General features: G+C 45.0%; 13 protein-coding genes, 1 tRNA gene and 1 riboswitch. Of the genes, 3 read left to right on the plus strand and 11 right to left on the minus strand.

Annotated features, from left to right (window positions below):
* Positions 1 to 175 precede the first annotated feature (175 nt).
* On the minus strand, positions 176 to 2,470 hold the full coding sequence (locus DD616_RS13280; protein WP_208871783.1) for a zinc/cadmium/mercury/lead-transporting ATPase: 2,295 nt from the start codon (positions 2,468 to 2,470) through the stop codon (positions 176 to 178).
* Positions 2,471 to 2,756: 286 nt separating this feature from the next.
* Positions 2,757 to 3,173: a CBS domain-containing protein gene (locus DD616_RS13285; RefSeq protein WP_013857256.1), complete on the minus strand. Its 417-nt coding sequence runs from the start codon at positions 3,171 to 3,173 to the stop codon at positions 2,757 to 2,759.
* 274 nt (positions 3,174 to 3,447) lie between these two features.
* Here DD616_RS13285 and DD616_RS13290 point away from each other — a divergent pair, with 274 nt between their 5' ends.
* The gene (locus DD616_RS13290; RefSeq protein ID WP_013857257.1) at positions 3,448 to 4,413 is read left to right on the plus strand and encodes a sensor domain-containing diguanylate cyclase; all 966 of its coding nucleotides are present in this window, start codon (positions 3,448 to 3,450) and stop codon (positions 4,411 to 4,413) included.
* Here the strand turns inward: DD616_RS13290 and moaE are convergent.
* From moaE to moaA, 5 genes are all read right to left on the minus strand, one after another.
* Positions 4,410 to 4,880, minus strand: coding sequence for a molybdopterin synthase catalytic subunit MoaE (gene moaE, locus DD616_RS13295; protein WP_038148363.1), 471 nt, complete (start codon positions 4,878 to 4,880; stop codon positions 4,410 to 4,412). The genes DD616_RS13290 and moaE overlap by 4 nt on opposite strands.
* 2 nt (positions 4,881 to 4,882) lie before the next feature.
* Complete coding sequence (gene moaD, locus DD616_RS13300) at positions 4,883 to 5,128, minus strand: molybdopterin synthase sulfur carrier subunit (RefSeq protein ID WP_010320680.1); 246 nt, start codon at positions 5,126 to 5,128, stop codon at positions 4,883 to 4,885.
* On the minus strand, positions 5,121 to 5,621 hold the full coding sequence (gene moaC, locus DD616_RS13305; protein ID WP_010320681.1) for a cyclic pyranopterin monophosphate synthase MoaC: 501 nt from the start codon (positions 5,619 to 5,621) through the stop codon (positions 5,121 to 5,123). The genes moaD and moaC overlap by 8 nt, the downstream gene beginning before the upstream one ends.
* Before the next feature lie 10 nt (positions 5,622 to 5,631).
* Positions 5,632 to 6,144 carry a molybdenum cofactor biosynthesis protein B gene (gene moaB, locus DD616_RS13310; protein ID WP_010320682.1) on the minus strand — a complete coding sequence of 171 codons (513 nt, stop codon included), beginning with the start codon at positions 6,142 to 6,144 and terminating at the stop codon, positions 5,632 to 5,634.
* A 67-nt stretch (positions 6,145 to 6,211) separates the two neighbouring features.
* Positions 6,212 to 7,201 carry a GTP 3',8-cyclase MoaA gene (gene moaA / locus DD616_RS13315; RefSeq protein WP_208871784.1) on the minus strand — a complete coding sequence of 330 codons (990 nt, stop codon included), beginning with the start codon at positions 7,199 to 7,201 and terminating at the stop codon, positions 6,212 to 6,214.
* Positions 7,190 to 7,333: riboswitch (molybdenum cofactor riboswitch) on the minus strand. (Overlaps the previous gene by 12 nt.)
* A gap of 179 nt (positions 7,334 to 7,512) precedes the next feature.
* Here moaA and DD616_RS13320 point away from each other — a divergent pair.
* Positions 7,513 to 8,403: a YvcK family protein gene (locus tag DD616_RS13320; protein ID WP_013857260.1), complete on the plus strand. Its 891-nt coding sequence runs from the start codon at positions 7,513 to 7,515 to the stop codon at positions 8,401 to 8,403.
* On the opposite strand, the gene luxU is transcribed toward DD616_RS13320, so the two are convergent.
* From luxU to uvrB, 3 genes are all read right to left on the minus strand, one after another.
* The gene (gene luxU, locus DD616_RS13325; RefSeq protein ID WP_013857261.1) at positions 8,400 to 8,738 is read right to left on the minus strand and encodes a quorum-sensing phosphorelay protein LuxU; all 339 of its coding nucleotides are present in this window, start codon (positions 8,736 to 8,738) and stop codon (positions 8,400 to 8,402) included. The genes DD616_RS13320 and luxU overlap by 4 nt on opposite strands.
* 4 nt (positions 8,739 to 8,742) lie before the next feature.
* Positions 8,743 to 10,149, minus strand: coding sequence for a quorum-sensing sigma-54 dependent transcriptional regulator LuxO (gene luxO, locus DD616_RS13330; protein ID WP_103261251.1), 1,407 nt, complete (start codon positions 10,147 to 10,149; stop codon positions 8,743 to 8,745).
* A gap of 241 nt (positions 10,150 to 10,390) precedes the next feature.
* Entirely contained in the window at positions 10,391 to 12,421 is a 2,031-nt protein-coding gene (gene uvrB, locus DD616_RS13335) for an excinuclease ABC subunit UvrB (protein WP_029189720.1), read from the minus strand.
* A gap of 546 nt (positions 12,422 to 12,967) precedes the next feature.
* On the opposite strand from uvrB, the gene DD616_RS13340 reads away from it, so the two are divergent.
* A tRNA-Asn gene (locus tag DD616_RS13340) sits at positions 12,968 to 13,043 on the plus strand.
* Positions 13,044 to 13,143: 100 nt separating this feature from the next.
* On the opposite strand, the gene DD616_RS13345 is transcribed toward DD616_RS13340, so the two are convergent.
* Positions 13,144 to 15,429 (minus strand): glycoside hydrolase family 9 protein, encoded by a 2,286-nt coding sequence (locus DD616_RS13345; RefSeq protein ID WP_020977774.1) that lies wholly within the window; start codon positions 15,427 to 15,429, stop codon positions 13,144 to 13,146.
* Positions 15,430 to 15,488: the final 59 nt, after the last annotated feature.

A 15,488-nucleotide genomic window follows, 5' to 3' on the forward strand; every position in this document is an offset into this window, starting at 1 on the left:
AGCAAGATTGATGAAATAACACCCAACCCTAAAAGATGATTTCCAACACTGCATAACAAAATACAAGCGCAATATCGACACATTTCACACTATTACCACAATAGGGTGCAAACCCAACAGGCATAAGAGATAACGACCCGCCATGCCTTGCTGAGCTTTTTGGTTTAGTCTCGGACTATTTTTTAAATTTCAATAGACGCAACGCATTGAGCGTCACTAACGCGGTAGCTCCACTATCGGCCAGCACCGCCACCCATAAGCCCGTAATACCGAGTAAACTCGTGACTAAAAAGATACTTTTTAAGCCTAGCGCTAGCGTGACATTCTGGCGAATATTGGCGAGGGTAGCTTGTGATAGCTCGATCATGGTGGCGAGCTCGACCAATCGATTATGAGTAATTGCCGCATCGGCCGTTTCCAACGCAACATCGGTACCCCCCCCCATCGCAATACCAATGCTGGCTGCTTTCATTGCTGGTGCATCATTAATGCCATCCCCGACCATCGCCACTTGTTTTCTCTGCGCCAACTGTTGAATGTATTCCACTTTATCTTGCGGTAATAAACTGGCTTTGAAATCTATCCCTAATTGAGCACTCATCGTCGCAGCGCTTCTAGGGTTATCGCCAGTGAGCATAATAGTGTCGATCCCCAAACGGCGCAGTGCTTCAATGGCGGCTTTGGCATCTTCACGCAAGGTATCTTGCCATGCGATTAAACCGACAATGTTCTCTTGCTCAAAAACCACCACCACTGTTTTGCCTTGCATCTCTAGCGCTTCCACTTGCGCGCTAAATGCATCAGAAAACGGAACATTCGCTTTGCTTGGCGCTAATACGCGCAGTGATTTCCCCTCCACAACCCCCGAAACCCCACTGCCAACTAACGCTCGCTTCTCTATCGCTTCTGGAATGGGCAAAGCCATCGCTTGCACTTTTTTCACTAAAGAGGTTGCCAGAGGATGGCTCGAGCCCATTTCAACCGCTGCGACATAGCGCAACAATTGCTCTTCATCCCAGCCATTGAGCGCAACCACATCCGTAACTTCCGGTTTACCTTTGGTCAAAGTACCCGTTTTATCAAAAGCAATACTCTCTATTTTTCCAAGCTGTTCGAGCGCCGCGCCCCCTTTGATCAGTGCACCACGACGCGCCGCTGCGGCAAGGCCAGAAGTAATGGCCGCCGGAGTTGAGATAACCAACGCACATGGACAAGCAATCAGCAGTAAGGCTAAGCCACGGTAAACCCATGTTTCCCATGGCTGCGCAAACAGTGTCGGCGGTATCACAACCACGGCTAATGAAACCAACATCATTAATGGGGTATACCAACGACTAAATTTATCAAGAAAACGTTCTAACGGCGCTTTGCGAGATTCCGCTTCTTCAATCAGATGCAAAATGCGGTCAATCGCGTTTTCACCCTGCTTGGAGGTGATGGAGAAACGCACCACCTGATCCGCGACCACAGCACCCGCCATGACACTGTCACCTTGATAGCGTTCGACAGGCAGTGATTCGCCCGTTAACGCGCTCTCATCAAAACTGGCCGACGCTTCGTGCAATTGACCATCCGCGGGTAGCCGAGAGCCGGGAGAAACTTCCACTACATCCCCCGGTTTTAGCTCATGTGCCGCCACCGTGATGCGTTCTCCTGCCACAATTTTTGTTGCCGTTTCAGGCACCAGTGCCATTAAAGCTTGTACACCGCTACGCGCTTTAGAAGCGGCAAAAGCTTCTAGCCGCTCTCCGATGAGGAAGAGTAATAGCACCATCGCCGCTTCAACCGTTTCACCAAGATAGAGCGCTCCGAGCGCCGCAACGCTCATTAAGGTTTCAATCGCAAAAGGTGTGCCTGAGCGTACCAGTTGAATCGCTTTTTTACCGATAGGATACAAACCGGCAAGGCAGGTCAAAATGAACATCCCATCGCTGATTTGAGGGAAATAAGGCTGCACAATAGCGGCGAGTATCATAGCGCCAGCAATGGAGAGGATCTGCGCGTTCTGTTTTATGACCGACTTCCAGTCACTATGAATGGGGGCAGAAACTGGATTAGCCGCATCAATGCGGTGAGCCGTAAAACCTGCGTTACGAACCGCTTGCTCTATTTCAAGCGCTGCCTCTTCGGTATTAAACTTGACCACCAATTTTTCAGTGGCAAACAGCACTTTGGCGTCGATCACATTACCCACTTTTTTAAGCGCCGTTTCAACCTTACGTGCGCAAGATGGGCAATCCATCCCTTCAATTTTCCAGCTTTGGTTAAACTGTGTTTTAACGAATGTGAGCTGCGCGGGTTCATCATCAGGATCATTGCTTGCGCACTCTTGTGACCCGCAGCACCCCTCTTCATTTGAATCAACGCCCGCAGCCCTAATCGCGGTAATTTTAAGACTAGAGCATGACACCGCCTGCGGGTTTGCCATGCTATTTTTTGTAGTACTGCAAGCTTCATGTTTTGTGCACATAGGATTCTCCTTCTCTGATGCACAAAGCTTAAACCTTAGAGTCAACTCCAAGGTCAAGCGCATTTTTATCAAACCTGCACTTAACGCACATTCACCTTGATTAGATGGAAAAGAGGTGCACTGCACCTCTAGAATTTTATTTATTACTGCTGATATACCCAAACAACTTGGAGTTGCAGGTAGGCGGCAAGTGAGTGAGTCCCCATGAGCATAGGCAAACTATGTGATTGGGGTGAACGAACGTAGCCAACACTGCTGCAGCTTCAAGTAGGAAGGGTATAGTTTGCTATGTTGGTTTTTTAAAACAATGCGTTAAGTTTTTCCCTAATGCTCTCAGTACATCTCTGCGCGTAATAATGCCAACCAATTTACCTTGATCGATCACGGGATAAACTTTCGGTTTTCCTACTTTCATCATGTCAGCAAGCTCAATAATAGAGGTGTCTGATGAAACGGACAGCACTTCAGGGTGCATGCAGTCACGGACTAAATGGGTGTCTTCACAGAAATAACTCACCTTCACCAATTTATCGAGCAAATCCTGCTCTGATAGAAAGCCAATCACTTGTTCTTGGTCGTTAATAACAGGACCACCAAGATGCTCCGAACGCATCACTTTTTCTAAAGCCGCAGTCATTGGCATGTCCGGTTTGAAGGTGATGGCTTGTAATGTCATATAGTCTTTAACTATTAGCGATTGCATATCTGTCTCCTTGGTTGCAACGGTATGCTGCCTTAAGTTAAGTGTTGACTAATTTCACCGTTTTGCTAAATGTAAAAAATCGATTTTGCTCATCGGCACAAACTATCGATATTACAAATAGTTAATTTTTATCAAGGGTAAATGGCAAAATCTTTTATCAAAACGTCTCATTTTTGAATCAAACAACACGTTAAGAACACGATGTCTCGCAAGATTTTACAGTTAATATCATTTATATCTTAAACATTGACCGTTGTATTAATAAGGACTGGGCATGGTGAATTCGCCACTGTTTTCCGAGATTATAGAAAACCCAGCACTGATGCGCAGCTTGTTGGAGTCATTACCCGAACCCACTTTTCTGATTAACCGCGATGGCGTATATGTGGAGGCCTTAGGAGGCACGGATCGCAGCCGACACCACGACCCAAGGGTTCTCATTGGTCTCAATCTATACCAAGTATTACCCGAAAAAAAAGCCGCTTGGTTTCATCAAATTATCCAAGAAGTCATTGATAACGGACAAATGCGAGAGTTTGAATACGATCTCGACCTAAGGGTAATTGCTCAATTTAAAGGCAGCTCTGGCCCTATCGATATTCAGTTTTTTAACGCATTGGTCATCCCGCTGAAAAATACTGAGTACGTGCTATGGATTGTGAGAAATATTACCGCTTATAAGCGCACGTTAGAGCGGCTTTCTATACACCAACTTGAGTTAGAAAAACTGACCAATGTGGATCATTTAACTCAGGTCTATAACCGTTATGCGATGGACTCATTGCTGCCCAAAGCGTTAGATAAGATCAAACGTGAGCAAAGTAGTGCTGCAATTTTCATGATCGACTTAGATTGCTTCAAAGAATATAACGACCACTATGGCCATGTGAATGGCGATACTGTGCTGCGCAAGATAGCGAGCACTCTGCAGCATTGGAAACGTAAAGATGACCTCTGCTTTCGCTATGGAGGAGATGAATTTCTACTATTTATTGCGGATATTGATATTAAACAGTGCGAGCAAAAAGCATTACAACTACTTAGTGAAGTGAGAGAGCTGCAAATCCCTCACCGCTATTCTCGTGTCTCATTGTATGTATCGATTACTATCGGCATCCAATATTGCGAACACATACCGACTGGCATGACGCCAGAACAGTTTGTATCAACGGCCGATAAAGCGCTGTTTCACGCGAAGAATCAACAGCGCGGAACTATTCATATACTACACAAGGCTTAGTCGATGGTGTGATGATTAGCCCAACGTTGCGCGGCTTGGGCATCTGAATCTCGAGACTCCACCCAGCGTGTTTGTTCGGTGGTGCGCTCTTTCTTCCAAAACGGTGCTTTGGCTTTAAGGTAATCCATAACGAATTCGCACGCCTCAAAAGCCGCACCACGATGTGAGCTCGACACGCCTACAAACACGATTTGATCGCCAATATCTAAATCACCGATTCGGTGGATCACACGGATTTTTTGCACCGGCCAACGTGCCTGCGCCTGATCACAAATATCACTCAAAGCTTTTTCTGTCATTCCCGGATAGTGCTCAAGCGTTAAGCCAATAACATTATCACCTAAATTCATATCACGAACTTTGCCAATAAAGGTAACCACAGCGCCAGCGGAAGTACCTTGCGACAAATCACGGTATTCTGCGTCTACCGAGAAATCTGATATTTGAACGGAAATACGACTATCCATCACTAGCCTCCGGTTACTGGAGGAAAAAAAGCCACTTCATCACCATCACTTAACGGGTAATCAAAGGCAACGATGGTTTGATTGACTGCCACCAGCAGTTTTCCCGGTTGCAAGGCTAAATCCCATTTCCCAGGCTGCGAGGCTAAGTGGCTACGCAGTGCTTCAACCGTAGCAAACTGTGCCTTGAGTTGAATGCTGTCTTGGCCGATCAACTCACGAGTTTGAGCAAAAAAGAGAACATTAATCATGCGTGACCTTTTGTTGTGGCTGAGCGCTAAAGTAACCCGATTTCCCGCCGCTTTTTTCAAGTAAGCGCACTTGTTCAATCACGATATCTTTTTGTACTGCTTTACACATGTCGTAAATGGTTAACGCCGCCACCGATGCCGCGGTTAAGGCTTCCATTTCAACCCCTGTTTTACCGGTTAATTTACACAATGATTCAATTCGAACTTTGCTTTGTGCTTCGATGGCTTCAAGCTGCACTTCTACTTTAGTAAGCAGCAATGGGTGGCACAGTGGGATTAAATCCCACGTTTTCTTCGCCGCTTGAATGCCCGCAATTCTTGCGGTGGCAAACACATCACCTTTGTGGTGTTGCCCAGAAAGGATCAGTTGCAGCGTTTGTGGTGACATCTTCACAAAGGCTTCCGCACGTGCTTCACGTACGGTTTCAGCCTTGGCAGAGACATCGACCATATTGGCTTCGCCTGAGGCATTAATATGAGTAAATTCGCTCATTGAAACCCCGTTAAACCGAAAGATGTGGCATAAAGTTGCATGGGCGATGGCTAGCATCTAACTGCTGTTTGATGATTTTCGTCCAACCGGTTTTGCACGCTCCTGTTGAACCTGGCATGGCAAAAATAACCGTATGGTTGGCAAAACCTGCAATGGCGCGAGACTGAATGGTTGAAGTGCCAATTTCATCGTAAGAGACCAATCGGAACAGCTCGCCAAAACCTTCAACTTCTTTATCAAACAAGGGCTTTAATGCCTCTGGTGTGCTGTCGCGTGAAGTAAAACCCGTTCCGCCCGTGATCAGCACGGCTTGCACGTTTTCATCCGCGATCCACTGAGACACAATCGCGCGAATTTTATACTGATCATCAATAACAATCTGCTTATCGGCCAGAATGTGTCCCGCTTGTTGAAGTTGCTCAGCTAAGTAACCGCCTGAAGTATCGTTTTCTTCAGTACGAGTATCGGAAACCGTCAGTACGGCAATATGTGCTGGTTGAAATGCGCTTTCTGCGTGACCCATGTGTTCACCTACTGTTCAAATGTGTACCAACATCACCCGCTAAACAATAGCCAGTGACAAAAAGAATTTAGCCGCCAATGGAGGCGAGATTAGGCGTCATACCCGTATTGCCATCTTGTAAAAAATGGCTGACCGACTTGGTCAGTAATTGCGCTTGAATTCGCTCAATTAAGGCTTGCTGTTGATTATCTTGGGCGAGCAGATCGCGTAATTCAACGCCTTGCTCACCGAAAAGGCACAGGTGTAACTTCCCCTTTGCCGAAACACGTAAGCGATTGCAGCTATGGCAAAAGTTTTTCTCATACGGCATGATAAGGCCGATTTCACCTTGGTAATCGGCATGAACAAATACTTGCGCTGGCCCATCATTGTGAGCTCGGGTTTTCAGCACCCAACCATTGGCAATCAGTTGATTACGAATGGCAACACCTGAAATATGGTGACGCTCAAACAGCGAGTCCATTTCACCAGTTTGCATTAGTTCAATAAAACGAAGTTGAATAGGGCGATGTTTAATCCAATCTAAAAAAGCAGGTAACTGCTGATGATTAAGGTCTTTTAACAGCACAACGTTGACTTTAACTTGCTGGTAACCGACTTCAAAAGCGCGATCAATCCCCGCCATCACTTGCGTAAATTTGTTTTCACCCGTGATTTGGTGGAACATTCTTGGATCAAGACTATCGACACTGACATTGATATGCGTTAACCCAGCCGATTGCCAACCTTCTACTTGTTTGGCCATACGGTAACCGTTGGTGGTGGTCGCGACTTTCTCTATACCAGCGGTATTCGCCACACAAGCGATAATGTCGTTAAAGTCTTTACGCAAAGTCGGCTCCCCCCCTGTGATGCGTACTTTCGACGTACCACAGTCGGCAAAGGCTCGCACGACGCGTTGTATTTCAGGAAGGGTTAAAAAAGACGAGTTTTTCTGCCCCGAAGGTTGATAACCATCAGGCAGGCAATATGTGCATTTAAAGTTACAGACATCTGTAACAGATAAACGTAAATAATAAAATTTACGTTGGAATCTATCTTCGAACTGTTGCGCCACGGAACACCTTTCCAAATACGGGAGGCATAATCATTTCCAATTATGCCCTTGTGGTATTAGACCACTGGCTTAACCACCCTATCTCACAAAAATGAGACTTAGCCAGTTAAGCTCGGAGCTATGGCAGCCGTTGAGGTAGTATAATTAACTATCTCTACAGCAGCTGATAAGTAAAATACTTAATATTAGTAAGTGATTCTACCCTTATCGTAAAAAAAAAGAGTCCATTACCCAATTTACCTCCTAATGAGTATGGGTTGTGAACAAGCTGATTTAAATTGTAGTTAATTATTAAAAAATAAGAAGAACAGATGACTCTATACACTTCAAAGAAAGTCGTCGCCATTGGCGGAGGACATGGGCTTGGACGCATGCTAGCGGCGTTAAAAGATTTTGGCTCCAATGCGACAGGGATTGTAACCACCACAGATAACGGCGGTTCCACTGGGCGCATTCGCCACTGCCAAGGTGGCATTGCATGGGGCGATACACGTAACTGTATCAACCAGTTGATCACTGAGCCTTCCATCAGTTCGATGATGTTTGAATATCGCTTTAAAGGTGCGGGAGAACTCAATGGCCATAATCTCGGTAATTTGATGCTGACTGCATTAGATAACCTATCTGTGCGCCCTTTAGACGCGATCAACTTGATCCGCAACATGCTCAAAGTCGATGTTAATATTTTACCTATGTCAGAGCATCCTTCTGATCTTAGTGCACTTTCTATGGATGGTCACTGGGTCACGGGTGAAACGAACGTGGACGAGATGACGGAAGATTTAAGGCGCTTAGATTTATCACCTGAAGTGCCAGCAACCAAAGAAGCCATACTCGCCATCAGTGCAGCAGACTGCATCATCCTTGGCCCGGGAAGCTTTCTCACCAGTGTGATGCCACCACTACTGCTGCCCGAAATTGGCAATGCCATTGAGCAAAACGTAAAAGCAAAGCTGATTTTTGTTGAGAACTTGTCTCCCGAGCAAGGACCTGCTGGTCGCATGTCGCTACGGCAGAAATTGGAATGGTGTGAGCGCGCCTGCCACGCGCGAAAAATCGATGTGGTGATCGGCGATACACCACATCCGGAGCTGGCTGAACACTGGCATTGTGTCACTACAGAGCTAGCATCATCCAATCGTGACTGGCGGCACGACCGAGTTAAACTTCAAAAAGCCATTGAGAATCAACTCACAAGCTAATCCATCAAGTGGCAGTAGCAACGATGCGTCTCTTCGATAAGAGCGCGCATCGCCGCCACTTCTTCAGCCTCATCAAAAATGCAGTTTGCCTTTCCTTTGCTATCGATATCCACCGCTTTAGCGCACAGTTTATCCGCACCAAAGCTGGCGGCACTGCTTTTTAGAGCATGGCTGATGTCTTTTAAATATTCGATTTTATCCGGCAGATTTTGATCAGCTAGCTTCTGTGTATAGGCGCTCAGCTCGCTGAGAAAAATATCGAGCAATATTGGCACATTCTCTTCTCCAATTTCTTGGGCCAAATGCGCAATTTTGTTTTTATTGATCAGTTCCATATCTCTATGAGTTCTCTCTACTGTTCCACGCTTGAAGCTTGCGGTAGATAGTTGAAGGGCTAACGTCTAAATAACTGGCTGCTTTAGGAATATTACCATCACACGCTTCTATCGCTTGTTCGATGGCTTGCTTTTCCGTCATCCATAAAGGAAAAATATCGTGCACGGTTATATTTTCCTTGCGCGTTTCCGTCGTTAGGTTTGCTAATCGGATCTTGTTATCCACGACTTGATTTAGCGGTGGCGGTAACATGCTCAGTTCGATCTCGTTGCCGTGGTTCAATACCACCACATTCCGCAACACGTTTTGCAGTTGACGCACATTACCCGGCCATTCATAGCGCGTAAAACGCTCCACAACCTCTGGCGCTAAGCGGACAAAACCTTTGCCTTCTTCTTTAGACATAAAGCCGAGCAAAGAGTAAGCAATTTCAATAACGTCATCGCCTCGCTCGCGTAGCGGTGGTAAATGCAATGGGATCACATAAAGACGATAGTACAAATCTTCACGAAAACGACCCTCTTGTACCTCTTTCCATGGATCGCGGTTGGTAGCGCAGACAAAACGAACATCGACACTTTTCATCTTCGATGAGCCCACTTTCTGGAATGTGCCCGTTTGGATAAAGCGCAACAGCTTGGTCTGCAAATCCAAATCCATTTCACACAGTTCATCCAAAAACAGTGTGCCGCCATCAGCCAACTCGGCTGCGCCTTGGCGATCGGTCGCTGCGCCAGTAAATGCGCCTTTCACGTGGCCAAAGAGTTCACTCTCTATTAAGTCTTTAGGAATGGCGGCGCAGTTAATCGCAATGAAGGGTTTATCGCCACGTTTACTGGCCGCATGAATCGCTTCTGCGCACACCTCTTTACCCGTACCACTTTCGCCAGTAATAAAAATACTGGCTTTACTGGAGGCCGCTGAGTCAATGGTTCGATAGACTGATTGCATGGTTTGACTGCTACCGATAAAACCTTGGTAGTTCTGATTACCCGGGTTACCAGCCTCATTTTTTAGTTTGCTAGCTTTACGTATGGCGTTGTTAACCGTGACGCGCAAGCGGTCTGCTTCACAAGGTTTGATCAAGAAATCTTGGGCACCGTGACGCATCGCTTCCACTGCGGTATCAATCGAACCATGAGCGGTCATGAATATCACTGGCACATTGGGGTAGTGACTTTTCACAGCATGTAAAACGTCCATGCCCGTCATATCGGGTAATCGAAGATCCAGCAATATGAGGTCCGGCTCTCGGTGAGCTAAACTCTCTATCGCATCACGACCTGTACCAACAATATTGATATCGATTTCAAGGGGGGGGAGGTATGAACGATACAGCGCCGCAACGGAAGCCGTATCTTCCACCATCAAAAGATATTTAGCCTTTTGTAGAGAAAAGTCAGGTTGCATATTCTAGCCATTATTATTTTGCACTTTGCCTTAACTATTGCATTAAGGTTCGCATTTTGCAAAATAAAATAACAAAAAGGCACTAATTCGTTAGTTAATAGCCCTTTTTGCATAAAATTAATTGGCACGATATGTGCTCTATTCAATATGACCCTTAGGGGTCACCTAGCCAACTGACGTTGTTAGTGAATAAAGTGTTCACAAATAACAGCCAATAGACCTTTTTCTATTGGCTATTTTTTTAACTGTTGGTAATGAACTGCTGACGCAGTTTTTCAATTTGGTCACGCTTTTCGGCAGCCAATTCAAATTCTAGGTTTTGTGCGTGTTTGTACATTAACCCTTCTAGTTTGGCGATCTCTTTTTCCAGTTGTAGCGGCGTGAATATTTCATAAGTTTGCGAGCTTTCTGCCACCTTCGACAAAGGTACTTGTTTGCTCATCCTCTGCTGCTTGGACTTAGTAATATCACCTAACTCCATAATATCTTTAACATTACGTTTCAGCGCCTGAGGTGTTATCCCTTGTTCTTCATTATGTGCTTGCTGCTTTTCACGGCGACGATCGGTCTCATCCATCGCTTTCTTCATTGAGTTAGTAATGCGGTCAGCATAGAGAATCGCTTTGCCTTCAATATTACGTGCCGCACGGCCAATGGTCTGAATTAATGAACGTTCTGAACGTAGAAAACCTTCTTTATCCGCATCAAGAATGGCGACAAGAGAGACTTCAGGCATATCCAAACCTTCACGCAGTAAGTTAATACCCACTAACACATCAAATTCGCCTAGGCGAAGGTCGCGAATAATCTCAACCCGCTCAACAGTATCAATATCTGAGTGCAGATATCTGACCTTAACCCCATGTTCATGAAGATACTCAGTTAAGTCTTCAGCCATGCGTTTAGTCAATGTCGTGATCAGCACACGTTCATCTTTCGCTGAGCGAATGCGGATCTCTGACAACACATCATCCACTTGTGTTGCGACTGGTCGTACTTCCAGCACGGGATCAAGTAGTCCGGTTGGGCGCACCACTTGATCCACAATTTGTCCGGCTGATTTTTCTAGCTCATAGTTGCCCGGGGTAGCAGAAACAAAAATCGTCTGCGGCGCAAGTGATTCGAACTCTTCAAACTTTAATGGACGGTTATCTAAAGCGGAAGGCAACCGGAAACCAAACTCCACTAACGTTTCTTTGCGTGAACGATCACCTTTGAACATCGCGCCAATTTGCGGCACGGTTACGTGTGATTCGTCGATAATCAATAAACCGTCATGCGGTAGATAGTCAAACAGGGTCGGAGGCGGCTCTCCTTCTTTTCGCCCACTAAGATAACGTGAATAGTTTTCAATACCTGAACAAAAACCGAGCTCATTCATCATTTCAATATCAAATTGAGTACGCTGCGATATGCGCTGCTCTTCGAGTAGTTTATTGTTTTCCAACAGGTAGGCTTGGCGAGTTCGCAGCTCCTCTTTGATGTGCTCTATCGCATCGACAATGCGCTCTCTTGGCGTAACGTAGTGCGTTTTAGGATAGATGGTATAGCGAGGAAGATCTCGCTGAATCATTGCGCCCGTCAATGGGTCAAACAAACTGATGCAATCTACCTCATCATCAAACATTTCAACACGCACGGCCGCATAATCCGATTCCGCGGGAAAGATATCGATCACCTCTCCACGAACTCTAAATTGACCACGTTCAAACGCCATATCGTTACGTGTGTATTGGAGCTCGGCTAAACGGCGGATAATGTCGCGCTGATCCATCACATCACCACGGCGAACATGCAGCATCATTTTCAGATAAGAATCAGGATCACCCAAACCGTAAATCGCCGATACAGAAGCTACAATAATCGCATCTTTACGCTCAAGCAGCGCTTTAGTCGCGGAGAGTCGCATTTGTTCTATGTGTGAGTTAATCGAGGAATCTTTTTCTATAAATGTGTCCGTGGTCGGCACATACGCCTCTGGCTGATAGTAGTCGTAATAAGAGACGAAATACTCAACCGCATTATTGGGGAAAAATGACTTCATCTCACCATACAGCTGGGCTGCGAGCGTTTTATTCGGTGCCAACAAGATAACCGGACGCTGCGCCTTGGCGATCACATTAGCCAAGGTGAATGTTTTCCCTGACCCCGTCACACCCAACAAGGTTTGATGAGCAAGACCTGCATCTAGCCCATCAAACAATTGCTTGATCGCCGTTGGTTGATCGCCTGACGGTTGATAACCCGATACCAATTCAAACGTTTTGCTCATAATGCCGTTGTCCTCTATAACTGAATAGGCATTCTCGCTGTTAGCCATGTTTTGTTGCAAGTAATTGTTCAAAATAGTTGCGTCGTAAATCACCCCTGTTTTGAAAAAATGCTAGTTTCTTCTCCATACGTTTGCTACCATCTTCGGCCTGATTCGTAAAAAACCACTCCTAACTTTCAAAAATAATCCACTTGTTTTCCCCAAAATTTCAAAATGACTCCCTTTTTCTCATCGCCATTCATTTTCATTTCTTATTGATAATTTCAGTTGATAAATCAAAAAATAAAATAAAAAACATAGTGTTATATAAAAAATAAACTCAACAAATGAGTAGAGTAATAACTCAACATTCATTGATGAAACGAATTGCTCAGGATTCGTCAACACACTTATCCACAATTTTGGTGGATAACTAAACCTAGCCTAATGCCGATAAGGGGTACAGAAAAGTAAAGTATTTTCAGGGAAATATTTTTACTTTTTCTTCGGCTGGAAAGGTTGACACTGAACACCCCAGTCGCTACCATTCGCACCGCTCAAAGCAATTCCCCCTTAGTTCAGTCGGTAGAACGGCGGACTGTTAATCCGTATGTCGCAAGTTCAAGTCTTGCAGGGGGAGCCAAATTACAAAAAAAAGACGTCCTAGGACGTCTTTTTTTTGTATCTAAATCTAGCTATTTCAAGGAATTGTATTCTCTTAACGTCTTTTCCTGACCTGTTAATCAATATAATTGCCCTTCATCCAAAGCAGAAGAAACCCAAACGAGAGGAGCATTCCAATTAATCGTGATCTCATTAAACGACCATGCATTAATGTTATCTCTATAACAGGTTTGGCCAACACACTGCCCCTTCAATGTCGCAGCGACTGGATCACTGTAACTCACTGAGTTGGGTCCACCCACTAGTGCGCCAGGTGCTGGAGCTGGTGACTTTTCATCCGCAGCATGTGCCCAAAAACGGTGATGTGGACTTTTAGCCGCATTGGTGCCGTAACCTGTAATATAAGACAGGTTCATTGGGTTCGCGCCTAGTAAGTAATCCATCGCATTTGCAGCCGCTTTTACATACTTAATATCGCCGGTGAAATCATTCGCATAGATTAAGAAGATAGCTCTATTTACAAAACTCGAGTTCGATCCCCATGGATACTCTTCTACCGTGTAAGGAATATGATAACCCTCGTTATTAATCTGGCCCACAAAGTTATCAGAGGTTGCGATTAAGTTTTTCCTTGCAACTTTAATTTGATCATCACCCAATCCATTAGGCACAACGGCCAAGCTTATTGTTGCTAAAGGCGCTGTGTACCCCCAGAACATTTCGCCATCTGCTTCAATGTTACCTTTTGGTGTCTCTAGATAATGAGGAGAAGCTTTCAGTGCTTTAAGGTACTTGCTGTCACCAGTGGTGATATAAAGTTCACTTGCAGCCCAGTAGAACTCGTCTGAAAGCTCTTTATCATCATATGGGCCCGACCCTGTGAAGTTATCATAGGCAAGAATATTAGGATTTTTGCTCGCGGCTTCCCAAGCCTCTTGCGCCGCATTCAAACAGTTTTTTGAGAACGCAGGATCAATCTCTTTCCAAATTCGCGCACATTGAGCACCAATTGCTGACAAGTTCAACGTAGCCGCAGTGGTTGGATAACCCACATATCGCTTCTGGGTGTCCATATGAGGTGGCAGTGGCATACCTGTCCAAGCTTCATCAGCAACTTTATGGAAAGCCATCCCTTTTGCGTCAATCTTAGTCAGTTTAAGTGTTTTGTCTTCAGACTGGTCACCAACAGGAACCGCTACAGGTTTGTCACTATGGATCTGCATTGCCAATATAAATTCGATATTCCAACGAGCCTCTGACAACAAAGGATTGACGCCATTTCCTGCTTCTGGAATTTTCACTTTCCCTTCTGCAAAAGGAATTGGTGCGTTATCTAGCCATTTACCTCTTTCAAACAGGTTCAAAAGAGTCCAAGTCGAGATACCGCTGTTAACCGTATACTTACCATGGTCGCCAGCGTCATACCAACCGCCGGTTACATCGACAGAAAAATCACAACCTGGCCATTTATTACCCCAGCTGTCCGTCTTATTAAAACAGGTAACCACATCGCTCATATGACCGCCGGGACGCGCTAGATCGTCACGCTGTACCAGAGCCTTATCAATCTCAATACCACTACGGTTTTGGTAGAAGTAAGACAATGCATCGTACTTCAACTGATTGTAGATATCTTTGCTAATGCTAAATGGCAAGCTCTCGTCTTCACCGACTTTTACTTTCAAGCCACTCATATCTGATCTGTAGTTCGATAGGTCAATACGGTGAATAAACTCGCCTGATGCCTTATTAAGACCAAAAACTTCCGTTTTACCTAAATCGACATTGATATTGCTGTTGTTTGTTAGCACCCACTTTAATGGCTCTTTAGATTCATTCGCGACAAACACAAACTTATCTGCTTGAGGAAGGTAACCGACTTGGTTAGCACGAACAGAATTTATCTTCAGCTCTTCAATGTATTTCTCACCGACGACTGAAACATTGCTAACGCATACGGTTCCCTTTTTCTGGGCGCCCATTTGAAACTGGAACTCAGTTTTAGCATCGCTTTCAACATCATGGCTGAACTTAAACTTATAGCTCTTCTTCTTCAGTGAGACTTTTGTATCATCCACAAAATAGTTGGTATAAGGAGGACCTTCATGCTGAATAAGCGTTCTCATTTGAGTATCAACGGTTGCATAAGCATCAAATGAAACTTCATAATCTGCTTTGTTTGCCAACCCAATCCCGCCCTGTCCTAAAATCACATTCCAAGGGTTCTCTCCTAGACTTCTAATCTCAAGACATGCTTCGCCATTTTTGATTTTTACATCTGCACCAGCATTCCACCAACCATCCATGTTCCCGTTAAATTTGCCGTTCTTAATTTGCTCATTTGCATAAGCAGAACACGATGAAAGAATGAGTATTGTTGCCAATGATAGTTTGAACTTATGCATATTTACTCCTAGACATATAAATTACAACACCATTGAAATTAAGCGATTTTCATGGCTAA

Origin of the sequence: Vibrio anguillarum (assembly GCF_003390515.1) — a bacterium.
Taxonomy (GTDB): domain Bacteria; phylum Pseudomonadota; class Gammaproteobacteria; order Enterobacterales; family Vibrionaceae; genus Vibrio; species Vibrio anguillarum.